This window comes from Pontibacter oryzae, assembly GCF_003576375.1.
Lineage (GTDB): Bacteria > Bacteroidota > Bacteroidia > Cytophagales > Hymenobacteraceae > Pontibacter > Pontibacter oryzae.
Window position 1 is genome coordinate 108828 of record NZ_QWGE01000006.1, and the last position, 22163, is coordinate 130990.

Here is a 22163-nt window from a genome sequence, read left to right on the forward strand (position 1 = left end):
TAGCGCAAGCCAACGTACCGAAGTCATCACCTCTGTTTCTTATTTTGTATCTTTGCACTTTGTAAACTGATTTTAAGTATGAGCGAATATACTCCACTTAGTGCGGTAGGCGAATTCGGCCTTATCCGGAAAATTAAAGAGAAAATTGAGCTGCGCAATAATTCTACTATCAAAGGGATCGGGGATGATGCGGCAGTGTTGGCGCCACAGGAAAAGCAGGTAGTTGTATCGTCGGATATGCTGCTGGAGAGCGTGCACTTCGACCTGACCTTCTGCCCCCTGAAGCACCTGGGCTATAAAGCCGTGGCCGTAAACGTTTCCGACATTGCCGCCATGAACGCCAAGCCTACGCAAATTACGGTGAACATTGCGGTTGGCGCGCGCTTTACCGTAGAGGCCGTTGAAGAGCTTTACGAGGGCATCCGGCTGGCCTGCGAGAGCTACAAGGTGGACCTTGTAGGTGGCGATACCACCTCTTCCAGGGCAGGCCTGGTGATCAGTGTGACAGCTATCGGAGAGGCTAAACCCGAAGAGATAGTATACCGCAATGGTGCAAAAGTAAATGACTTAGTATGCGTTACCGGCGATCTGGGTGCTGCATACATGGGCTTGCAGATACTCGAGCGTGAGAAGCAGGCATTTATGGCAAACCCTGAAATGCAGCCGGAGCTCGACGAGAAACAATACATTGTGGGTCGCCAGTTAAGGCCTGAGGCACGCATGGACGTGATCTACGACCTGAAGGAGCGCGGCATACAACCAACAGCCATGATCGATATTTCTGACGGGCTGGCCTCAGAGCTGTTCCATATCTGCAGCCAGTCGGGCGTAGGCGCTGTGGTATACAAAGACAACCTGCCTGCTGACCCACAGATGCTGGAAACCGCCGTTGAATTTAACATCGACCCGCTTACCTGCATCATGAATGGTGGTGAAGACTATGAGTTGCTTTTCACGGTTCCGCTTGCCGCTTACGATGAGCTAAAGAACCACCCGGACATTACCATCATCGGCAACATCACCGAAGAAAGCGAAGGCGTAAACCTGGCCACCAAATCCGGACAGGTGTTCCCGCTGAAAGCCCAGGGATGGAGCCATTTTTAAGATTGGCGTATCTCGTATCACGTATCACGACATTAAATTGGATAGACTGTAAACAGAAGAGGAGCACAAAATTGTGCTCCTCTTCTGTTTTTATTATTGTCGTGCTACTTGATACGTACTACGTGCTACGCAATCAATCTTCCGGGAAAGGTATAAACACGAAGTTCTGAAACTCGCCGTCTACCACAAAGAGGCAGCAAAACTCGTCGGGGTCTTTGTAAGCGGCTCTGAACTCCTCTATTTTATCATCCGCGATTAATTGCCGGTTCACGAAGTCCTCCAGGTAAGAGGCGTTGATGTGCCACTCCAGGGCTACCTCCTCTTTCGCCAAAAACACAGAGCCAACGGGCACCTGTGTGCGGCTAAACACAAAAATCGGGTATTCAGAAATCTGACGCTTGCGCACCTGGTACGATGCCTCCTTCAGCGTCTCGGCTACCACTACAAAGTCCTTTGAAATGGTGCCTAGGTATTTACCGTTCAGTTCCGGATCGTTTTCCATATTTATTTTTACGTATCGCGTAGCACGTATCAGGTAGCACGATTATAATCTATACTGTGTATTTCAACTTTATACTTGCTCAGGTTTTCTCTATAGCAAGTATAAAGTTCCTCTTTCTGAGAAGAGCTCGTGATACTTGATACGTGTTACGAAGTACGCTTTTCTATTTAGCTGTTAACAATACTATATTTTCTACGTGGTGCGTTTGCGGGAACATGTCCACGGGTTGCACACGGGTTACGTCATACTTCTCGGATAGCCACTCAATGTCGCGGGCTTGCGTGGCCGGGTTGCAGCTTACGTACACAATGCGGTTCGGGTGCACCTGCAGCAGCTTTTGCACCACATCCTCGTGCATGCCGGCGCGCGGCGGGTCCGTGATTACGACCTCCGGTCTGCCGTGCCTTGCAATCAACTCATCCGAAAGTATATCCTTCATGTCGCCGGCATAGAAGGTCGTGTTGGTAATATTGTTGATCTGTGAATTGATTTTGGCATCCTCGATGGCGCTCGGCACATACTCAATACCAATCACTTCACGGGCCTGCTTAGCTACAAAGTTGGCGATGGTGCCGGCCCCAGTGTACAGGTCGTATACCAGTTCATTGCCGGTTAGGTTAGCCAGTTCGCGCGTTCTCTTGTACAGCTCGTAGGCTTGATCGGCATTGGTCTGGTAGAAAGACTTTGGCCCAACCCTGAACTTAATGCCTTCCATTTCCTCGTGTATATACGGCAAGCCCTTGTAGCAAATCACCTCCAGATCGTGGAAGGTTTCGTTGCCTTTAGCGTTCACCACATACTGCAGCGAAGTAATTTCTGGGAACGTAACAGCCAGGTGCTCCATTAGTGCCTGCATTTCCTCTGGCCTGTCCTCATACACCTGCACAATCACCATCAGCTCGCCGGTATTTGCGGTCCGGATGATAAGGTTACGCATATACCCAACCTGCTTCACGATGTCGAAAAACGGTAGGTTATGCTCCTTGGCATACTTACGCACCTCCAAACGAATGGCATTCGACGGGTCTGGCTGTAGGTAGCAATGCTTAATGTCGAGGATCTTATCGAAACGGCCAGGGATGTGGAAACCCAGCGCGTCGCGGTCGAACTCCTGCCCCGACTGAATTTGCTCCTTGGTCAGCCAGCTTGTGTTAGAGAAAGTATACTCCAGTTTGTTGCGGTAATAACGGGTTTTCTCTGAGCCAAGTATAGGGTCAAACTCCGGCAACGGCACCTTACCAATGCGCTCCAGGTTATCCTTCACCTGCTTTTGCTTAAAGTATAACTGCGTATCGTAGCCGATGTGCTGCCACTTACAGCCCCCGCAGGTACCAAAGTGCTCGCAAAACGGCTGCACGCGCAGCTCCGACAACTCATGGAAGTGAACAGGCTCAGCCTCCAGAAAGCTTTTCTTTTTGCGGGTAATGCGCAGGTCCACCACATCGCCGGGAGCTACGCCAGCCACAAAAATCACCATGTTATCATGGCGCGCAAGGCATTTCCCCTCGGCCACCATGTCCTCGATCTTAACTTGCTCGAGTATCTCGAATTTCTTCTTCTTGCTCTTATTTCTCACAGTGGCGCAAAATTACAAAAATCTCAGTAGATACAGGTGCTTGGTTGCCAGTTATTGGTTAATCGTTGATGGCCTATGGCAATGTAGCGGTGGAACACCTTGTATCTTGTCTGCAGCTGAGCGGTAAGTTTACATTATGTCATTGGTTTATGAGAACACAAGGGCGCACTATACTTGCCACTGAAAGCATGCTGAAGGTCAAAGCGAGACCGTACATTCATCCACTCAACAATTTAACCATTCAACAATCAACCATTAACTTTATCTTTGCACCAAATTATTGCAGATGAAAGTATAAACAAGATGAAAGATAAAGTAGTGCTGATTACCGGCGGCACCTCAGGTATAGGAAAAGCGCTGGCCTTCGCCTTTGGCCGCGAGGGAGCAAAAGTTGTAGTATCGGGACGTAACCAGCAAAACCTGGATGCCACAAGCCAGGAACTAGCAGCGGCAGGCATCGACAACCTGGCCGTAAAAGCCGATGTTAGCGTAGAGCAGCAATGCCAGGAAATGGTGCAGGCAACGGTCCAAAAGTATGGCAAACTGGATGTGCTGATCAATAACGCCGGCATCTCGATGCGCGCCCTGTTCGAGGACCTTGACCTGGACGTGATCCGCAAGCTGATGGATATTAATTTCTGGGGCACAGTGTATGCCACTAAGTATGCGCTGCCTTACATCCTCGAAACCAAAGGCTCGGTTATCGGCATTTCTTCCATAGCCGGGTACCGTGGCTTGCCAGCCCGCACAGGTTACTCTGCCTCTAAGTTTGCCATGCACGGCTTCCTGGAAACGCTGCGCACCGAGCTCTTGCACAAAGGCGTACACGTGATGGTTGCTTGCCCTGGCTTCACGGCCTCTAACATTCGTAACACGGCCTTGGCTGCCAACGGCTCCCAGCAAGGCGAATCGCCGCGCGAGGAAGGAGACATGATGACTGCTGAAGAAGTAGCAGACCGCATCCTGAAAGCCACCAAGAAACGTAAGCGCGACCTAGTCATGACCTTCCAGGGCAAACTCACTGTGTTCCTCAACAAGTGGCTGCCTGGCCTCACCGATAAGCTGGTTTTCAACCACATGGCCAAAGAAAAAGACTCGCCGCTTAAGAAGTAAATTTACTTGCTGGTTGCTTATTGTTGATTGTTGTGGTTAGCCTGAAAACAATCGACAACAAGCAATCAACAAGTAACATTAAGGCAGCTCCAGCACATTGCTTTTGCGGATGTAAGCCTTCTCCCCTTTCCACTTTATCTCGTACCAGATATCCTGCTGCCCGGTAATGGGTACCTTATGCCCCTCAGAGGCCGTAGCCAGCCAGTTTGCTCCAGCAGAAGGCGCAGACATAATGGCTACATGGCTTGCCTTGATAATGCCCTCCTGCCCCAGCGTCAGGAAATTAATGTAGTAAAGTATAAACAGCAGATACAGCGTGAACCCAAGCTTATATGGCTTGCCAAACTGGTGCCCCCTGCGCCAACTAATGAACATCACCGTAACCGCAATAACAGCAGCTAGCAGCAGCAACTCCAGAATACGCATGTAATGCTTGCTGAACTGGGTTTTAAAGAACTGCAGGTCGTTATACTCATAGCCCTGCAAGCGGTGTGCCTGCGCCAACTCCTCCATTTTTTTTAGCGTGGATCGGCTGGGCTCCTTGGTATAAAAAAGGTGGAGGTAGTACATCGCGCCGGTATAGTCGCGCAAGCCTTCTTTTATGTAGGCCATCTTCAGCAGCATCTGAGGCGAGTAGTGCTCCTGCTTTTGCAGAATAGTTTCGTAAAGCACAAAAGCATCGGTGTAATGCTGTTTCTGGAACAAAGAATCTGCTTTAGCCAGTGTTAAATTATCTGCCTGAGCATAAGCCGGTTCTGCCAGAATGGCCAAAAAAATAATCAGAAAAGCAGATATTTTGGACAAGATGTTTTGCATTTAAAATCTTAGCTGTTACTTTTGCATCGCAATTCAGGGGAACGCCTTGAGAACGCAAGTTAAGAAATAAACCGATTCTGTAGCTCAGCTGGTAGAGCAATACACTTTTAATGTATGGGTCCTGGGTTCGAATCCCAGCGGGATCACAAGCGAAATAAAAAGCCTTTTAAATCGAAGGCTTTTTATTTCCTCTTAACAAGGAGAGAAAAAAGCTGAAATAAATTTTGCGATTTAAAATAAAGCTCTTAATTTTGCCCTCCCAAACAACAATAAAAAAACGATTCTGTAGCTCAGCTGGTAGAGCAATACACTTTTAATGTATGGGTCCTGGGTTCGAATCCCAGCGGGATCACAACGAAAAGCCACTCTTAACCGAGTGGCTTTTTTTATTCGACACAATTCTATACCCGCTTCCCAATATCTTTGCCTAGCAGACTTTCGCCTTGCTCAATAGTCGCTTACCTCAGGTTCATAGAATGCCTTTAAAATTTGAAGCGCCGGGTGCGATGAGTTCCCGATATGGACATTCAAGAACAAACTTGAGTCGAGGTCGCGGAAACCGGTTTTTTTAGAAAGTTCTGTAAAGGTAATCGAGCGGAGCCCCATACTCCAGTCCGGGAAATTCCGTTGCTGCAAGGGTGCTTGTGTGAGTATTTCTATGTGGCGGTGCCTGGTGTCGACTAAAATTCGCTGCATTGTGTCTTTTACGGCCCCTTCCCTGCCCTCCAACAGCTGCATGAAAGTTCCCTCGATAAACAAGAGCAAACCTGTCAAGTCATCTCGTTTGTTGTGACATAGGCTTACCTGCAATATACTTTCGAGATCTGCAGCTGTAATACCAGAAACAGCTTCGCTTTTATACACCAGATAATATAGCATGCTTCAAAGTTTATTTCACATTGCTTTAGCAACCTAATATACTATAATTCACGAAAAAAATACCATAACAGTTTAACCCTATCACATGGGTGTGCTCCTTAAGCACGTGAGCAGGTTATTTTTAGAAGCCTTGGGCAAGACTACCAGCAACCTGCGCCCTATCTACTTAGTACACAGGTTATACAGACTGTTTATTTATTGTGTAACACCCCAGTCGTTGTAGCAACTGCTACTCTTAACACAAAGCCTTATGCGATCAGCTTCAAAGCTGCTGCTTTACTTTAGTTTGCTCCTAAGCGCCTGCGGGGATAGGGCACCCTCTACGCAGCCAGCCTACCGGCAGCTGACCGAGGCTGTGTACGCCTCTGGAAAGATCCTGCCCGACAATGAGTACCAACTCTCGGCCAACGCTGATGGCATAATCACGGCCATACTTGTAAGCGAGGGCGATACCGTGCGCGAAGGCCAGGAGCTTATGCGGGTAAAGAGCGAAGTACAGGATGCCCGCCTGGAATCTGCCGCTGAAGCCTATCGAGAGGCCCGCGAAAACTACAGCTCCAACTCGCCAGTGCTCCGCGAGCTGCAGGCAAAACTGGCGGCAGCCAAAACCAAAATGCAGAACGACTCCATAAATTACATACGCTACCGTAACATGCTTCGCGCCAACGCCACCTCGCAGGCCCAGTTCGACCAACGGGAGCTTACCTACACCCTATCAAAGAAAGATTTCGAGGCCCTCCAGAGCACTTACAGGCACACGCGCAGCCAACTATACCTTGCCCTGAAGAACGCCGAGAGCCAGTACCGTATCAGCGCAGAAGACAAAGCCAATTACGCCATCGCAAGCCGCATTAATGGCCGTGTGTATGACTTGTACAAGGAGCCCGGAGAACTGGTGCGTCGCAACGAGCCTGTGGCACTGCTCGGCGATGCCGGCAACATGTACATGCGCCTGCTCGTGGATGAGTTAGATATTGCCCGTGTGCGCGCAGGGCACCAGGTTTTAGTAAGAATAGATTTGTACCCCGATCAGGTGTTCGAGGCGAGCGTTACCAAAGTATACCCCAGACTGATATCAGAAGATCAGTCCTTTCGTGTTGATGCGAAGTTTACCGGCGAGAAGCCAGAGATATTCTACGGCCTCAACATAGAGGCCAACATCATCATCAGCGAGCGCGACAGCGTGCTTACCATCCCGAAATCATACTTGGTAGGCCAGGACAGCGTGTGGGTGGAGCGCGGCAAAGACCTGGAGAAGGTAAGAATACAGAAAGGCGTGGAGAACTTTGACCTAGTGGAGATACGTGGCGGCATTGATAAGAATACAACCATTAAACAGCGCTAAGCATGGCACTGGGGCTGGCTGCAAATATCGCTAAAACGCACTTGCTGGCCAAGATACGGCAAACGGTGATTGCCTCGCTTGGCGTTACCTTCGGTATTGCCATGTTCATTGTTATGATCAGTTTCATGACCGGCGTAAACAAGTTCCTGGAAGACACTATGCTCACCGCTACGCCGCACATCCGCATTTACAACGACATCGAAACTAACCGACGAAGTATACTTGATGAGGTAAAGAGCGGTGAGGGCCGCATGAATGTGGTATATCATCAAAAACCGAAAGACGAAAAACTGAACCTAAAGAACGGCCTGCGCATTGCCGAGCGGGTTAGGCGGGAGCCAGCTGTGCTGGGCGTGTCGCCACAACTCACTTCACAGGTTTTTTACAACTACGGCCCTTCCGAGCTTACAGGCATACTCACCGGCGTGAACATTCTGGATGAGGATGCGCTCTACGATATCAAAACCAAGCTTAAATCAGGCTCCCTAGAGGCGCTGCTCTCTTCATCGGATGGGGTGCTGATGGGCAAGGGATTGGCCGAGAAGCTGAATGTAACCATCGGCAACCGCGTGAGCGTAACCACACCCAAAGGTCATACTATCCTGGTAAAGGTGGTGGGCACCTATCAGGTGGGTATCGGCGAGATAGATAATGTGCGCAGCTATGCCAACCTCTCCACGGTACAAAAAGTGCTGCAAGAAGACCCGCGTTACATCACAGACCTGCACATTAAACTTACCGACCTGGAGCAGGCCAGGCCGCTTGCCAAGCGCCTGCAGAACACCTATGGCTACAAAGCCGAAGACTGGGAAACGGCCAACGCCAGTATCCTCGTCAGCTTCACAATCCGAAACGTGATGACTTCTGTGGTGGTAACGACCCTGCTGATAGTGGCCGGCTTTGGCATTTATAACATCATGAGCATGACGATCTACGACAAAATGAAAGACATCGCCATACTTAAGGCAACCGGTTTTGATGGCCACGACATTGTGCAGATGTTTTTGCTACAGGCAATTGTTATTGGCGCCATTGGAGGCACAGCGGGCCTGCTGATAGGCTATGCCCTCTCCTACCTGCTATCCATTACCCCATTCGAAACCGGAGATTTTCTCGCCATCGATACCTTTCCGGTCAACTTTAATCCTTGGTTTTATGTGTCGGGCATTGTGTTTGGCATACTTACCACAGTGCTGGCGGGTTACTTCCCGGCTAAGCGCGCCTCCAAGGTTGACCCCGTCAGTATATTAAGAGGCTAAGTATGAAAACGATCCTCAGAACCAGCCAGATAAATAAGTACTTTCTGGAACCTGTAAAGTTCCATGTGCTGAAGGACATCGACTTTGAGATAAACGCGGGTGAATTCCTGACGATCGTGGGCAAATCGGGATGCGGCAAAAGCACACTGCTTTACATACTTTCTACCATGGATACAGCGTATGAGGGCACACTGGAGATAAACGGCCAACAGCTTACGGGCTTGCCGCAGAACCAGCTAGCCAAATTCCGGAACGAGCACATCGGCTTCGTCTTTCAGTTTCATTACCTGCTGCCTGAGTTTTCGGCGATAAAAAACGTGATGCTGCCCGCCATGAAGCTAGGAAAGTATACTCGCAAGGAGATTGAGGAGCGAGCCTACGAGAAGCTGCGCCTGCTGGATGTGCACGAGCAAGCCCTGAAACCCACCAATAAGCTATCTGGGGGGCAGCAGCAGCGCGTTGCCATTGCCCGTGCCCTCATCAACGACCCGGCCGTAATCATGGGCGACGAGCCAACAGGCAACCTAGACAAATCCAACAGCCAGATCGTCTTCGACATCCTGAAAGAGCTATCGCGCAGCTACAACCAAACCATTATTGCCGTTACCCACGACACCGATTTTGCCGATAACTCGGACCGCACCATCGAGATGAGCGACGGCATGATCATCAAACAGTAAAATCCATACTTGCCGGAAATCTAACCTATCAGGCTTCGGACTTAAAATGCGTTTCGAATAGTTTATACTTATACCTCGGATACTCTTTCAGAACGGCGGCAAGCGCGAAAAACACACCCCCTAGCAGCACAGGATATATAAGGTACAACAGCGGGTGCAGCAGGGGTAGCAAAAGCAGGCTAAACAGGGCAATAGAGATGACGTTAAACAGGTATGATGACTTGGCACTAAAGCTGAACAGCCCACCCGATACCGTTTTTGGCCCCACCACCGAGGCAATTATACTTAGCGGCGTCATGAGCAGCACCCCGGCCAGATACATCATCACGATAAAGAAAGCATCCGTGTGGTTAAAGATCGCTACATACACAAAGGTAATTATGGCATCCAGCATCAGAGGCAAGCGCAGAGCAAGCCAGGTGGCACTGATCAGTCCTTTGACAGAGCCGCTGGAGCGCTCCACTGTTAGCCACAGGTTGCGGTAAAAGCCCCACACGTTGTTAAACACATAGGAGAAAACCACCAGCGGGCCCACAAACAACCAGAGCGTTACAATGTCATCGAAGATATGGCCGCCTTTTTTCACAAAGGCAAAGGCATCGGCCGCAAGTATGATCGTTTTAAAAGAAAAACCGAATAAGAGCATTTGGCGGGCTTGCTTATGGTTTTTGAACAAGCGCCAGCCTAGGCTACGGCGGGCATCGCTGCTGTAATTAATGGTCTTGCGCCGAGGCTCGGCGGCAGCTTTCTCCAGAAAGAAATCTGCCGTAACCAATGCGCCAAGCGAGGCCATGTGCACCACAAGCATCAGCCACTCGGTAGCAGGCATAAACATAGGTGCCCGCGCTTGCAGTGCAATAAAAGCACCGGCCATCACCACCGACGAATAAAGGTTAAGCGTGCGCCAGCGCATTTTACGTTCTACAAAAACCTGCAGCGAGCGCAGCGTAACATGTGCCGTCAGGATAACCAGTACACTCTGCATCAGGTGCAGGACTGTATAGGCCGGCGAAAGTATAAATAGCAGCCCCAGGAAAAAAAGCAGCACAGTATACAACGGAGAAATAAGCTCAACCAGCAACTCCGTCCGGAAGCGCTCTAAGGCCGATACCGGATAGAGCTGGTGTATCAGGTTAACCTTGGGAATGTATGCCGGGAAAAAACCCTTCAGAATGATAATAGCTAGTATAAACAGGTTAGTATACTCTAGCACCGTATCCACGCTCTGGCTGATGCCGCCCTGTGCCGCTTGCCGTAGCATAAATGCAAACAGCCAGCTATAAACGCCAGCAGCCGCCAGCCCAAATGCCATCAGCAAGAGGCGTTGGGTGCGTTTAAACCGAAAGAAACTATGTATGCGCGCGCGGCAGGAGAAAGCAAGAAGATCCATTTAAATGAGTTATGAGGTCAGCGTTTGGAGCCATGGGTTCACAACCCTAGTACTCTCAACTTCCAATTACTTACTAGGTTAGCATCCAGTCGAGGTTCGTCTCGGTGTTGTGGTGTGGCAGCAGCAGTTGGAAAAGGGCCTGGTCTATCAGGTTGGCACCGTTCATGGTAAACTCCTGCACTGAGCCGTTATACATCAGTTGTCCATCGTTTAAAACGCCAATGTGCGTGGCAATCTTTTCCACATAGTTTAGGTCGTGGGATGAAATCAGGATAACGCGGTTAGCAGCACGATAACTCCTGATAAGCTGCACCAGCAGCTGCGCTGCAATTGGGTCGAGGCCGGTAAAGGGCTCGTCAAGTATGAGCACCTGCGGTTTATGAAGCATCGCGGCGGCTATGCCTACTTTCTTTTTCATACCGGTGGAGTAACCAGCTATGTTTTTATGCAAAGCCTGTTTATTCGAGAAGAAATAGTTGACAAGGCTCGTTATGCGCTCTTCGGTTTCGGCGGCGGAAAGCTTATAGAGGCGGGCCACAAAGTTTAGGTACTCGAGGCCTGTAAACTCCTCGATCAGTGGATTATCTTCGCAAAGCGCGCCAAGGTTTTGCTTCACCTCCAACTGGTGTTGGTGGTAATCTTTGCCAAAAAGCGTGATGTTGCCGCTATCTGGCTGCACAAGGTCCAGAATGCAATTTAAGAAAGTGCTTTTGCCCACACCGTTTTTGCCTAGCAAGCAATAAATCTGCCCCTGCTCAATCGACAGGTCCAGCTGCTGCAGTACAGTATTTTTCCCAAATTTTTTCGATAGTCCTTGTATTGCTATGCTCATAAATACTCTTCAAGAATCGGCTTAAACTTTTGCGATGTAAGCCCATGCCATAAAAGCCCAAACAGTTTACACAAGTTACTGAACAGCCTGCGCTTATGCTTTATAACTTTATACTTCCAGGATATTGGCCGGGCAACTCGCTCCCTTCCTAGTGCTAACACCCGCAAGCCATATTTAGGTTCTGCCAAAGCAGTATTTAGCTTTAAAGTATAGATAAAGTATATTTTTGATGTTTTGCTTTTGCATTTGTCAGCGTGCCTCTTTACTTTTGCATCCACCTTTTACCAGCGCACGTGGTGAAATCGGTAGACACGCCATCTTGAGGGGGTGGTGCCTTCGGGTGTGGGAGTTCGAATCTCCCCGTGCGCACTTTTTACCTGATTGTTTTGATTAGTTAGGCCGGGGCAGCGAAAGCTGCTTTTTGCTTTTATAGGCCTTTCTCTACTTCCCGCTTCTATTTTTTTTGCATGTAGTTTTTCTTACAGCTAGTTTATTCTATTGTAAGCACAAATGCGCCTGAATCTGCCACATCATAATATGAAATACCTAGTGTATCCAGTTGCTGATGCAGGCGCTGCCGGTACCATGGTGCGCTGGATCCATCCAGAATCAATTTTTTGAAAGTATACGTTTGCAGTTCCTGTGGCTTTAACCGCACGTTTTGGCGCAGCAGCAGGTAATCAACTGCAAAGCCTGCTTTGGGTTGCAACTGTGGCGCATGAGAAAGTATAAGCCAGCGCTGCCCCTGCCACACCAGCAGTTGGTTGCTATCAGGAAGTATTTGCACAGGAGCTAGCATACGCGCGGCATTTCCCAGCGATATAAACTCAGGTAGATGCACCCCAAGCTGCCAAAGGTGCGGCTGTACGTTAAACGTATAGTTGCCAGGGTTCTGGCTTAAGGCTGAGTCTGCCAAAAGGACTGCCTGCTGCCCCTGCACCAAGCCTATACCGGTTGCCCCTCGCACACTATACACGGCAAGAGTCTGCTGCTCCTTTTGCCGTATGCCCTCCCAAACTTCCTGCACCACAAGTATGGCTACCGCCGCTACGACCATTGCAAAATACCGGAGCCGCTTCAGGGCCAGAAAAAGTATGACTGCCAGCATCAAGGCATAGAGTAGGTATGTTTGAAAAAGCGAAATATCAATGCCATTGATGAGTGCCTCGGGCCAGCGCTGAATCCAGAGGTTAAATTCGTTCATCGACCAGATCATCCAAAAATGCACCTGGAAGAGCAAACCGCCCAGCCCCGGAACCGCATTTAAAACCAATGCTATCATACCGGAATAAAGCACTAACGTAGCCAGCGGCACCACAATAATGTTCGCCAGCCAGAAGTATACCGGAAACTGATGGAAGTAAAATAAGCCCAACGGAAAAGTAGCCAGCTGCGCAGCAAGGGCAATCGTGAAGTATTCCCATACAAAATCCAGCACGCGGTTCCGTAACTCGAGTAATTTATAAAGCCTTGGCTGTAGGTACACAATGCCGAGTACAGCTAAAAAAGACAACTGAAACCCGACTTCCAGCAAATTATATGGGTTTATGTACAAAAGCACCAAAGCTGCCAGCGCCACAGTATTATAGATTATGGTGCGCCTTTGCAGCGCAAACCCAACCGTTACCAGGCTAAACATAAGCACTGCCCGCAGCACCGAAGGCGACAAGCCTGTGATGAAGGCATACAGCCATAGCACAACCATTACAAGTATGGCGCCCAGCCAGCGCTGCCCGACCCGTTGCCTGAAATACTTTAGTGCAAACATAAGCACCCCGAAAATAAGCCCGACATGCAGCCCCGAAACAGCCAGCACATGCATGGTACCCGTATCGGCATAGGCTTGTCGGATGCTGTTATCCAGATCGTCTTTCACGCCAAGTATAAGCGCCGAGGAAATGCCATACTCGCGGCGCTCGTTTATACGTGCGCGCAGTAACGCATCGAGGTAGCGCCGTAGCCGAATGCTATGGTATAAAACAAGGTTGGGAGGTTCAGAAGCTATTTTCTGAAACTGAAACGATTGCAGGTAATGGCGGTGATAAATATTCTTGTTGGCCAGATAAGCCCTGTAATCGAACTGGTTGGGGTTGAGCGGACCAGCCACCTCCTGCGGTGCCCCTTTCACCAACAGCACGTCGCCGTAGCTCAGCTCAAAATCCTGTTCTGAATCGTGGGGAACAGAGAGCTGGATTTTACCTGTGGTGAGCTGCCACTGGCCGTTTATTTGCACCTGCTGCACCGCAAGCACCGTGCTTTGGTAGCCCGGCTTTTGCAGAATATAGTCATCCACCACGCCCACGTAATATGCAGGCGCTTCCGGCAAATGCGTTAAATGGCTAGGCTGGTGCCGCACTGTGTGCTGCTCAGCCACTGCCAAACCCAGCGCAAACCAGGTTAGCAGCCCAAGTATACCGCTCAGGTCACGGGAGAAGGCAGTTTTATACTTTCGGGCAAGTACGAACGCGAGGCAGAAGGCACCAAAGAAAAAGGCAAGCAACCCGAGACTATACCCGAATTGCTTGCCTAACACAAGATACAGCAGAATACCCGCCATAAAGCTCAGCGTGATGCGCACTATAGGATATGGCGCCCACCTGAACATCAGCCCTGGTAACTCATTTTATAATGCTGTATGTCGCACTCGCTAAACAGATCGCCTTCGGTGGCAAAGCCGTGGCGTTTGTAGAAATTTACGGCTGGCAGTTGGGCATGCAGGTAGATCTTCTGGCCCGGTTGCTCGGCCTGCACATCGGCCAGCACGGCTTGTAATATCTCGCCGCCCACGTTTTTGTTACGGTACTCGGGCAACACGGCAAAGCGCTCCAGTTTTACGCCTGCATCTGTTTTGCGCCAGCGCGCCGCGCCGCAGGGCACTCCGGCATAGGTAGCCAGGTAATGGCTGGCCGTCGGCTCATGGGCATCGTACTCGGCATCGCGGGGTACCTGCTGCTCCTGCACAAACACCTTCTCGCGTATGGCAAAGGCGGCTTTCAGGTCGTGGTCGTTATCAATTCGCTTTAACTCGATCATGTGGCAGGTATAAAAACATCGAGACGCAATAGGCTTGCGTCTCGATAGGTATACTTACAAGTATAAATTAAATAAGTTTCGGGCTATTCGGCTTTCTCTACTCTTGGCTTGCGGCTACGCCCGTTTAGCTTTACAGGCTCACTGGCTTCAGCGGCCTTTGCGTCCTCGCGGGCAGCACGGCGCTCCTCTTCCAGCTTGCTGTAAGCGTTTACGATGTCGCGTACCAGGCGGTGGCGCACCACGTCCTCGGCGGTCATCTCCACAAAGCCAATGCCTTTTACGCCACGCAGAATGTTCAAGGCTTCCATCAGGCCGGAGCGTTGGTTGCGCGGCAGGTCAATCTGCGACCAGTCGCCGTTTACCATCAGCTTGGCGTTAGGGCCCATACGCGTCAGGAACATCTTCATCTGAGCCGGTGTGGTGTTCTGGGCCTCATCCAGCAAAACAAAGGCATTGTTCAGCGTACGTCCGCGCATGTAGGCCAGCGGCGCAATCTCTATGATCTTATTTTCCTGATAGTACTTCAGCTTCTCCACCGGAATCATATCCTCCAGGGCATCGTAGATCGGGCGCAGGTATGGGTCTACCTTCTCCTTCATGTCGCCGGGCAGGAAGCCAAGGCTCTCGCCTGCCTCAACCACCGGCCTGGAAATGATGATCTTCTTGACCTCCTTGTTTTTCAGGGCGCGCACCGCCATGGCCACCGACACATAGGTTTTACCCGTACCGGCTGGCCCGAGGGCAAATACCAGGTCGTTTTTCTCCACCGAGTCCACCAGCTTCTGCTGGTTAGGGGTTTTGGCTTTAATCACGCCGCCCTTGCTACCGTACACAATCACGTCCGGCGAGGTTACGATAACTTCCTCCTCGGTGATGCCATCGGGGGCGAGGTATCTATTTACGCTGTTATGCGTAATCTTTCCAAACTTATGATAATGATCTATCAGCGAAGACAGGATTTCGTGGATTTTAGTGATCTCGGGCGTTTGCCCCTGGATCTTAATCTCGTTACCTCTCGAAATAATCTTGCTGCTCGGGAATGCCGCTGCCAGCTGTTTTATGTTTTGATTCTCTGTTCCCAGAAAATCGATGAGAGATATATTCTCTAAGGTTATTACTTTCTCTACCAAATGCTTACCCTCTTATATAGTATCTTGGGAATATTTTCTTTAATTTAATTAAATTCAATAATATTAATACAAATCTACTCAAATTATAGTTCGTAATATGGCTGTAATTACGTTTCTCTCTGATTTTGGATATGCTGACCATTATGTGGCTGCCGTTAAAGCCAAAGTCCTTTCGCAAGACCCGCACGTGCAGGTTGTGGATATAACGCATGCCGTTGAGCCTTACAACATCGCGCAGGCCGAATATGTTTTCGGGGCTGTTTATCGCGATTTCCCGGAAGGCACCGTGCATCTTATCGCCGTGGATACCTACGGCTGCAAGTATGGAAAATACCACGCAGCCAAGTATAAAGGGCACTACTTCCTGCTGCCCGACAATGGCCTGCTCTCGCTACTGACAGACGGACAACCAGACAAGGTAGTTGAGCTGAAGACCGACAAACCGCTCATGCCTTTCCCGGCCAAGGACCTGCTGGCGCCCGCCGCCGTTTTCTTGGCAAAAGGCGGCGATTTGGAAGTGCTGGGCGAGCGCACCGATACGATCCGGCATCTGTTTAACCGCCAGCTGCGCCTCGGCGACCACGCCATTACCGGGCACGTCATCCACGTGGACCGCTATGGCAACCTGATCACCGACATTACCCGCGACAGCATCGAGACCATTGCCCATGGCCGCACGTTTACCATACATTTTGGCCGCGAAACCGTGGGCCGCATCTTCCCTAATTACAGCCAGGTAGACGACGGCGATTGCTGCTGCACCTACAACAGCCAGGATTTGCTCTGCATTGGCATAAACAAAGGCCACGCTGCCGAGCTGCTAGGCCTGGGCTTCGACTCGCAGGTAGACGTGCGCTTTTACCCGGGAAGTTGAGCCAGTTTTGAATAGCTGAATAATTGAAGGACTGAATAAAAAACTAACTTGCATTCAGTTATTCAAAAATCAGTTATTCAAAATTATGATTATTCGCATCGTCAGGATGACGTTTCAGGAAGATAAGGTTGAGGAGTTTCTGGAGATTTTCCGGGACTCAAAGGATAAGATCAGGGGGTTTGAGGGCTGCCGGCATGTGGAGCTGCTGCAGGATGCGCACCAACCAAACGTGTACAGCACCTACAGCCATTGGGAGTCCGAGGCAGCCCTGAATAACTACCGCCGCTCCGAACTGTTCGGGCAAGTATGGCCAGCCACTAAAAAGCTGTTTGCCGCAACGGCGGAGGCCTGGTCGTTGAAGCCTGTACAAGTATAAACTACCATCCGTTAGAAAACAAAAAGCACAGCTTCCCGCCCTTGGCGAGGGCATCTGCTGCGCTTTTGTGTCCCCGGCTTTAATGAGTTCGTAAAGCACCGGGCTTTCACCAATCTAACACTAACAATAGAGTCTTAAACTACTTTAATATTTATACTTAGCTCCTCCCTGAAAAAATCAGACAGGGATTGGCTCCATGCCAGAGCAGCAAAAAAGGCCACGCCTACCTTAGTAAACTGGGTATAGCTGCTGTGCTCTAACACCTGACTTACAAACTGGGTTTTCTGCATTTTTTTCATGTGGCATACCCTTTTGTTTCAGATCATTACTAACTGTTACAAAGGTATGGACTGGCGGAGGGTGCTGCAATCGCTGATGCTAGCCAAAATAACAGACTCCAAATAGCTAGCACTAGGGAGTAGCACATATCAGAGGCTTAGCGGTGAGGCTTTACAATGCCTAGGTCAAGGGCTTTTACGATCAGTTCTGCCGGCGATTTTATTTTGAGCTTGCGCAGAATGTTCTTTCGGTGCGAGTTAATGGTATGATGGCTCAGAAACAGCTGGTCGGCGATCTGCATCGTGGACTTACCCTCAGCAATGAGCTCGATAATCTCTACCTCGCGCGGTGTTAGCGGATGGCTGCTCTCTGGGGTGGCATCTTCGGCAAAAACAGCCTCCAGCACCTGACTGCACATAAAACGCTCTCCTCGGGCTGTGGCGCGTACGGCATTCACTATTTCCTGCTCGCCGCAAATCTTAAGCACATACCCTGTGGCGCCTGCCTTTAGCGTTTCCAGCACAGTTTCCTTGGCACAGTCATCAGTAATAATGAGTAGGTTAATTTGCCCGACGGCCCCTCGCAGCGCCGCAAAACGTGAAGGCTCCAACAAACCCGGTTGGTTGCAGTCCAGCACAACTACATCGGGCATGTGCGTGGCTACAAGCTGCAGCAGGTCTTCTTCGCTGTCGGCCTCGGCAATAACCTGTAGCCCCTCCTGCTGCTGCAGAAGCGCTACTATCCCTTTCCGGATTAAAAGGTTAGCATCGGCTACAAGCACTTTTGTAGATGGCATATCAGTTTTTAGCAGGTTGATTACTCAGGAGTTGATGTAGAAAGCTCAAATTTATTTAGAAATAGTCTAAATAAAAAGAAAATAATATATAATGCAAGTTATAACCTTGAAGTGGTGCAAAACATTAGTGCCGCGGTTTCTGTACCTTTGTGAGGCAACGCATACTTTAAAGCATTTTGCAGATGAGCAACTACTTCGAATTCTATAACATCCCGGAAAGTTTTCTGCTGGACGAAAAGGCCCTGAAAAGCACATACTACAAACTTAGCCGCGCGTATCATCCTGATTTTTTTGCCAACGAGCCGCAGGAAAAGCAGCAGGAGATTTTGCAACTGAGCACGCAGAACACTAACGCCTACCGAACTCTCTCCGACCCTGACCTGCGCATGCAGTATATTTTAAAGGAGCACGGCCTTTTGGAGGAAGGCGGCAAAAACGAATTACCTTCAGATTTCCTAATGGAGATGATGGATCTGAACGAGGAACTGATGGAGCTGGAGTTTGACTTCGACGCTGCCAAACTGCACGAAATAGGAGAAAAAAGCAGCGGCGTGATGGCGGAATTGGAAAATGACATACTGCCAGTTTTGCAGCGTTACCCTGAGCTACATGGCCTTACAAAAGAAGAGGCTTTGCAGGAGGTGAAGACCTACTATCTTAAGAAAAAGTATTTGTTGCGCATCCAGGAAAGTATAGCAAAACTTGCGACAGGCTCATAACACTGGGCTTAAAACCTCTTGCATAGGCAACTCCTAAGATAAGGCTACCTACCGCAAGTTTTCAATTTCTGATTTATGATGGCGTTGAGTTTGTAACATAACGGGGTCAGCGGCCCAAACTATAGCCTGTTAAAAGCGAGTAAGCCCTTCCTTTGCCATTACATATGCCAGAGATACCGCAAGTATCGCTTGGGCAGCTTCCAGTTTATATAAGCTGCCCAAGCTATACTTTAAAGCATTCTTCAAGATTAGTCTTTCATTGATGTTATTCACAAGCTGAAAGCTTGCCTCAAGTATAGCCACGAGTTGAAAAATCGCGGCAGAATTTGCCATTCCTATACTTCCTTCGGAGCAGCCGTTCTAAAATAATTGCTCCGTTCTCATTCGTGGTTTTATACTTTGCCATGGCAGCAACAGTCTCAGACATAGCTGCTCACTTATATTTATAGCCACAAACTATCATATCATCAGATTTATTGATTTGTTCTATGATAGGCCGTCAACCAATTTTGTGATGTAAAAAATAACAATCCACATCACAATTATGATAAGAAGAGTACTTTTACTAGGAGTAACTTTGTTGGCATCCGGGCAAATGATTTTTGCGCAGCAGAAGCCGTTAACCACTAATACCGGAGCCCCGGTTGGCAACAACCAAAGCTCTAAAACTGCCGGTGAGAACGGCCCGGTTCTACTGGAAGATGTTCACCTGATCGAGAAGCTTGCCTCTTTTGACAGAGAGCGTATACCTGAGCGCGTGGTGCACGCACGCGGCGCCGGTGCACACGGCGAGTTTGAAAGCTACGGTGATTTCTCTGCATACACCAAAGCCTCTTTGTTCGGCACAAAAGGCAAGAAAACACCGCTTTTCGTGCGTTTCTCGACGGTAGTGCACGAGCAGGGCTCGCCAGAAACGCTTCGTGACCCGCGCGGATTTGCCGTGAAATTCTACACCGACCAGGGCAACTATGATTTAGTTGGCAACAACCTGCCGGTGTTCTTCATCCGGGATGCCATGAAGTTTCCGGACATGGTGCACTCGTTCAAGCCCTCGCCTATCTACAACAAGCAAGACCCGAACCGTGTATTCGACTTTTTGTCGCACCAGCCGGAGGCCACCAACATGCTCACCTACCTGTACACAAACCTGGGCACACCTGCCAGCTACCGCCAGATGGACGGCTTTGGCGTGCACGCCTTCAAATGGGTGAACGCGCAGGGTGAGGTAACTTATGTGAAGTATAAATGGACATCATTGCAGGGTGTGAAGAGCCTGTCTGCCATGGAGGCCTCGCAGATGCAGGGCAAAGACCACTCGCATGCCACCACCGACCTGTACGAGCAGATCAGCAAAGGCAATAACCCAAGCTGGGAGCTTTCTGTGCAGATGATTAAGCCGGAAGACCTGGACAAGTTTGACTTTAACCCACTGGACCCAACCAAGATCTGGCCGGAGTCTGTGGCGCCAAGTATGAAAATCGGTAAGATGACGCTGAACCGCGTGCCGGGCAACTTCTTCGAAGAGGTAGAGCAGGCAGCTTTCTCGCCAGGCACCTTGGTACCGGGCATTGAGCCATCGGAAGACAAATTGCTGCAGGGCCGCGTGTTCTCATACTTTGATACGCAGCGTTACCGCTTGGGCGCAAACTTCCAACGCATCGATATAAACGCCCCAAAGGTAGAGGTGAACAGCAATAACCAGAACGGCACGTTTAGTAACCGTGGCAAAAACTCCAACATCAACTACGAGCCATCCGTGGTGCAGCAAGGCACTTATACTGATAACAAGGCCTATGAGTACTCGGTGCGCAAGATAGATGCGGAGACCATGCAGCGTGTCATCTCCAAGCAGAACAACTTTGCACAGGCTGGCGAGCTGTACCGTTCGCTTTCCGAGGCCGACAAGAAGCACCTGATCAGCAACCTTGCCGGCGATCTAGGCCAGGTTAACAACAAAGTGATCGTCAACAAAATGGTGAGCCACTTTTACCAAGCCGATGCCGACTATGGCAACCGCCTGATTAAAGCCCTGAAACTGAACAAAGCCGAAGTAACAGGACTGGTAGCCCAGAACTAAACAGTAGGGCGGGCCAGATAAAAAGCCTGGTCCGCCTTTACTATACTTTACCCTAATCATACTTGCGCGATGCAGGTTTATACTTTCATCACGACGCATCTAATAGTTTACATGAGCACGTTACAGGTTATTTCTATCTCACACCAAACAGCCACGCTTGCATGGCGGCAGGCCCTGCAGCTGAGCAAAGAGGAGGCGGCAGCCTTTATGCAGGAGCTAAAAGAAGCGCACTTAGTAGAAGGTGTGATGGTACTGACTACCTGCAACCGCACCGAAGTATACTATGAGACAAATTGTGCCACACCCGGCATGATTCAGGAAAAACTGCTGCGCTTTAAGCAAATACAAGATACTGCTGCCTTTGCACCACTCTTTACCCATTACACCCATAGTGTAAGCGCGCTGCGCTATTTGCTGGAGGTTGGGCTTGGGCTCCGCTCGCAGGTTATCGGCGACAGGCAGATTATCACGCAGTTTAAGGAAAGTTATACGCTGAGCACCAACCTGAAAATGGGAAGCCCACTTCTGCACCAGGCGCTCCAAACACTTTTCAGGACGCATAAGCGCGTGCACAACGAGACAAATTTTAGGGCAGGCGCTGCCTCGGTGGGCTATGCCGCCCTGGAGCGTTTAATGGATTTCTTCCCGAGAAAAGACTTTGCGGCCAAACGAATGCTGATCATCGGCACGGGCCAAATGGGAACTGATATTGCCCGCTACGCCGCCTCGTTTGGTTTTAAAGCCGTGAGCCTTACCAACCGCACCGATGCCAAAGCAGCCAAGCTTGCTACCGACCTTAACATGCACCACCTCCCCTACCAGCACTACCTAACGGAGATAAACGAGTATGATGTGGTGGTAAGCTGCGTGGGTGGCGGGGCGCAATTGCAGCATTCGCAGCTTGGTTTGGCTAAAGCAAAACGCGTACTCCTGGATTTATCGGTGCCACAAGGTATAGCGACAACAGCCGGACAGCTGGAAAATACCACCTTAATCAACATTGATCAAATTAATACCCGAACACAGGCAGTACAAGCTAGCCGGCAAGCCGCTATTGCGGAGGTAGAACATATTATTACAGAGCAGGCTACTGAATTCTCTGCCTGGCTCCAGGACTTGCCCGTGGCAAAAGCAATAGGTGAGCTAAAGAGCTTCTTCGCCAACATTCTGACCTCGGAACTGGAAAAGCACCAACAGGCAAGTGAGCCTGAAGCTATACAAGCAGCTACGAAAGTCGCCCTGGACAGGCTAATCCGTAGGCCGGCAGGCGCACTCAGGGCCACTGCCGGAGACGACAGGCAACAGCTGCTCGCTTCTATGCAAGCCCTTTTTAATATCACTCCTCCCGAGGAATCAGCCATACATCACTAACAACACAACCAT

The 22163-nt window shown here is 49.8% G+C and carries 22 protein-coding genes and 3 tRNA genes; 13 read left to right on the top strand and 12 right to left on the bottom strand.

The features are described from left to right. Positions 1 to 78 precede the first annotated feature (78 nt). Positions 79 to 1104 carry a thiamine-phosphate kinase gene (thiL, locus tag D1627_RS16805; protein ID WP_119433443.1) on the top strand — a complete coding sequence of 342 codons (1026 nt, stop codon included), beginning with the start codon at positions 79 to 81 and terminating at the stop codon, positions 1102 to 1104. Between the two features lie 133 nt (positions 1105 to 1237). Here the strand turns inward: thiL and D1627_RS16810 are convergent, their stop codons facing one another. After that, positions 1238 to 1606: a hypothetical protein gene (locus tag D1627_RS16810; RefSeq protein WP_119433444.1), complete on the bottom strand. Its 369-nt coding sequence runs from the start codon at positions 1604 to 1606 to the stop codon at positions 1238 to 1240. A 163-nt stretch (positions 1607 to 1769) separates the two neighbouring features. Further along, on the bottom strand, positions 1770 to 3182 hold the full coding sequence (gene rlmD, locus D1627_RS16815) for a 23S rRNA (uracil(1939)-C(5))-methyltransferase RlmD (protein ID WP_262697047.1): 1413 nt from the start codon (positions 3180 to 3182) through the stop codon (positions 1770 to 1772). Positions 3183 to 3485: 303 nt separating this feature from the next. On the opposite strand from rlmD, the gene D1627_RS16820 reads away from it, so the two are divergent. After that, entirely contained in the window at positions 3486 to 4295 is an 810-nt protein-coding gene (locus tag D1627_RS16820) for an SDR family oxidoreductase (protein WP_119433553.1), read from the top strand. Positions 4296 to 4373: 78 nt separating this feature from the next. Here D1627_RS16820 and D1627_RS16825 read toward each other — a convergent pair whose 3' ends face one another. Continuing rightward, positions 4374 to 5111: an SH3 domain-containing protein gene (locus D1627_RS16825; RefSeq protein ID WP_119433445.1), complete on the bottom strand. Its 738-nt coding sequence runs from the start codon at positions 5109 to 5111 to the stop codon at positions 4374 to 4376. A 73-nt stretch (positions 5112 to 5184) separates the two neighbouring features. Between D1627_RS16825 and D1627_RS16830 the strand changes: the two genes are divergently transcribed. Beyond that, positions 5185 to 5257, top strand: a tRNA-Lys gene (locus D1627_RS16830). Between the two features lie 133 nt (positions 5258 to 5390). Beyond that, a tRNA-Lys gene (locus tag D1627_RS16835) sits at positions 5391 to 5463 on the top strand. Positions 5464 to 5558: 95 nt separating this feature from the next. Here D1627_RS16835 and D1627_RS16840 read toward each other — a convergent pair. Then, positions 5559 to 5990, bottom strand: coding sequence for a BLUF domain-containing protein (locus D1627_RS16840; RefSeq protein WP_119433446.1), 432 nt, complete (start codon positions 5988 to 5990; stop codon positions 5559 to 5561). A gap of 250 nt (positions 5991 to 6240) precedes the next feature. Here D1627_RS16840 and D1627_RS16845 point away from each other — a divergent pair, with 250 nt between their 5' ends. The 3 genes from D1627_RS16845 to D1627_RS16855 are packed head-to-tail and all read left to right on the top strand — an operon-like array spanning position 6241 to position 9274. Then, the gene (locus D1627_RS16845; protein ID WP_119433447.1) at positions 6241 to 7335 is read left to right on the top strand and encodes an efflux RND transporter periplasmic adaptor subunit; all 1095 of its coding nucleotides are present in this window, start codon (positions 6241 to 6243) and stop codon (positions 7333 to 7335) included. 2 nt (positions 7336 to 7337) lie between these two features. After that, the gene (locus D1627_RS16850) at positions 7338 to 8594 is read left to right on the top strand and encodes an ABC transporter permease (protein WP_119433448.1); all 1257 of its coding nucleotides are present in this window, start codon (positions 7338 to 7340) and stop codon (positions 8592 to 8594) included. A gap of 2 nt (positions 8595 to 8596) precedes the next feature. Continuing rightward, the gene (locus D1627_RS16855; protein ID WP_119433449.1) at positions 8597 to 9274 is read left to right on the top strand and encodes an ABC transporter ATP-binding protein; all 678 of its coding nucleotides are present in this window, start codon (positions 8597 to 8599) and stop codon (positions 9272 to 9274) included. A 28-nt stretch (positions 9275 to 9302) separates the two neighbouring features. Here the strand turns inward: D1627_RS16855 and D1627_RS16860 are convergent, their stop codons facing one another. Together D1627_RS16860 and D1627_RS16865 are read right to left on the bottom strand one after the other, a co-directional pair. Beyond that, entirely contained in the window at positions 9303 to 10664 is a 1362-nt protein-coding gene (locus tag D1627_RS16860; protein WP_119433450.1) for a hypothetical protein, read from the bottom strand. A 73-nt stretch (positions 10665 to 10737) separates the two neighbouring features. Continuing rightward, the gene (locus D1627_RS16865; RefSeq protein WP_119433451.1) at positions 10738 to 11496 is read right to left on the bottom strand and encodes an ABC transporter ATP-binding protein; all 759 of its coding nucleotides are present in this window, start codon (positions 11494 to 11496) and stop codon (positions 10738 to 10740) included. 287 nt (positions 11497 to 11783) lie between these two features. On the opposite strand from D1627_RS16865, the gene D1627_RS16875 reads away from it, so the two are divergent. Continuing rightward, positions 11784 to 11865 (top strand) — tRNA-Leu (locus D1627_RS16875). A gap of 121 nt (positions 11866 to 11986) precedes the next feature. Here D1627_RS16875 and D1627_RS16880 read toward each other — a convergent pair. The 3 genes from D1627_RS16880 to D1627_RS16890 all read right to left on the bottom strand — a co-directional run bounded on the left by D1627_RS16880 (position 11987) and on the right by D1627_RS16890 (position 15659). Further along, positions 11987 to 14074 carry a ComEC/Rec2 family competence protein gene (locus tag D1627_RS16880; RefSeq protein WP_233555678.1) on the bottom strand — a complete coding sequence of 696 codons (2088 nt, stop codon included), beginning with the start codon at positions 14072 to 14074 and terminating at the stop codon, positions 11987 to 11989. Positions 14075 to 14100: 26 nt separating this feature from the next. After that, positions 14101 to 14529 (bottom strand): GNAT family N-acetyltransferase, encoded by a 429-nt coding sequence (locus D1627_RS16885; RefSeq protein WP_119433454.1) that lies wholly within the window; start codon positions 14527 to 14529, stop codon positions 14101 to 14103. A gap of 83 nt (positions 14530 to 14612) precedes the next feature. Next, positions 14613 to 15659 carry a PhoH family protein gene (locus D1627_RS16890; protein WP_119433455.1) on the bottom strand — a complete coding sequence of 349 codons (1047 nt, stop codon included), beginning with the start codon at positions 15657 to 15659 and terminating at the stop codon, positions 14613 to 14615. Between the two features lie 97 nt (positions 15660 to 15756). On the opposite strand from D1627_RS16890, the gene D1627_RS16895 reads away from it, so the two are divergent. Next, positions 15757 to 16533, top strand: coding sequence for an SAM hydrolase/SAM-dependent halogenase family protein (locus D1627_RS16895; RefSeq protein ID WP_119433456.1), 777 nt, complete (start codon positions 15757 to 15759; stop codon positions 16531 to 16533). An 85-nt stretch (positions 16534 to 16618) separates the two neighbouring features. Continuing rightward, on the top strand, positions 16619 to 16909 hold the full coding sequence (locus D1627_RS16900) for a putative quinol monooxygenase (protein WP_119433457.1): 291 nt from the start codon (positions 16619 to 16621) through the stop codon (positions 16907 to 16909). A 134-nt stretch (positions 16910 to 17043) separates the two neighbouring features. Here D1627_RS16900 and D1627_RS18375 read toward each other — a convergent pair whose 3' ends face one another. Continuing rightward, a complete protein-coding gene (locus tag D1627_RS18375; protein ID WP_158607208.1) occupies positions 17044 to 17208 on the bottom strand; it encodes a hypothetical protein in 165 nt (54 codons plus the stop codon). 137 nt (positions 17209 to 17345) lie between these two features. Next, on the bottom strand, positions 17346 to 17984 hold the full coding sequence (locus D1627_RS16905) for a LuxR C-terminal-related transcriptional regulator (RefSeq protein WP_119433458.1): 639 nt from the start codon (positions 17982 to 17984) through the stop codon (positions 17346 to 17348). A 182-nt stretch (positions 17985 to 18166) separates the two neighbouring features. On the opposite strand from D1627_RS16905, the gene hscB reads away from it, so the two are divergent. Then, a complete protein-coding gene (gene hscB / locus D1627_RS16910) occupies positions 18167 to 18703 on the top strand; it encodes a Fe-S protein assembly co-chaperone HscB (protein ID WP_119433459.1) in 537 nt (178 codons plus the stop codon). 289 nt (positions 18704 to 18992) lie between these two features. Here the strand turns inward: hscB and D1627_RS18380 are convergent, their stop codons facing one another. Next, the gene (locus D1627_RS18380) at positions 18993 to 19130 is read right to left on the bottom strand and encodes a hypothetical protein (RefSeq protein WP_158607209.1); all 138 of its coding nucleotides are present in this window, start codon (positions 19128 to 19130) and stop codon (positions 18993 to 18995) included. A 117-nt stretch (positions 19131 to 19247) separates the two neighbouring features. On the opposite strand from D1627_RS18380, the gene D1627_RS16920 reads away from it, so the two are divergent. Beyond that, positions 19248 to 20780, top strand: a complete 1533-nt coding sequence (locus tag D1627_RS16920) for a catalase (RefSeq protein WP_119433461.1) — start codon at positions 19248 to 19250, stop codon at positions 20778 to 20780. A gap of 111 nt (positions 20781 to 20891) precedes the next feature. Then, positions 20892 to 22151, top strand: coding sequence for a glutamyl-tRNA reductase (hemA, locus tag D1627_RS16925; RefSeq protein ID WP_158607210.1), 1260 nt, complete (start codon positions 20892 to 20894; stop codon positions 22149 to 22151). Positions 22152 to 22163: the final 12 nt, after the last annotated feature.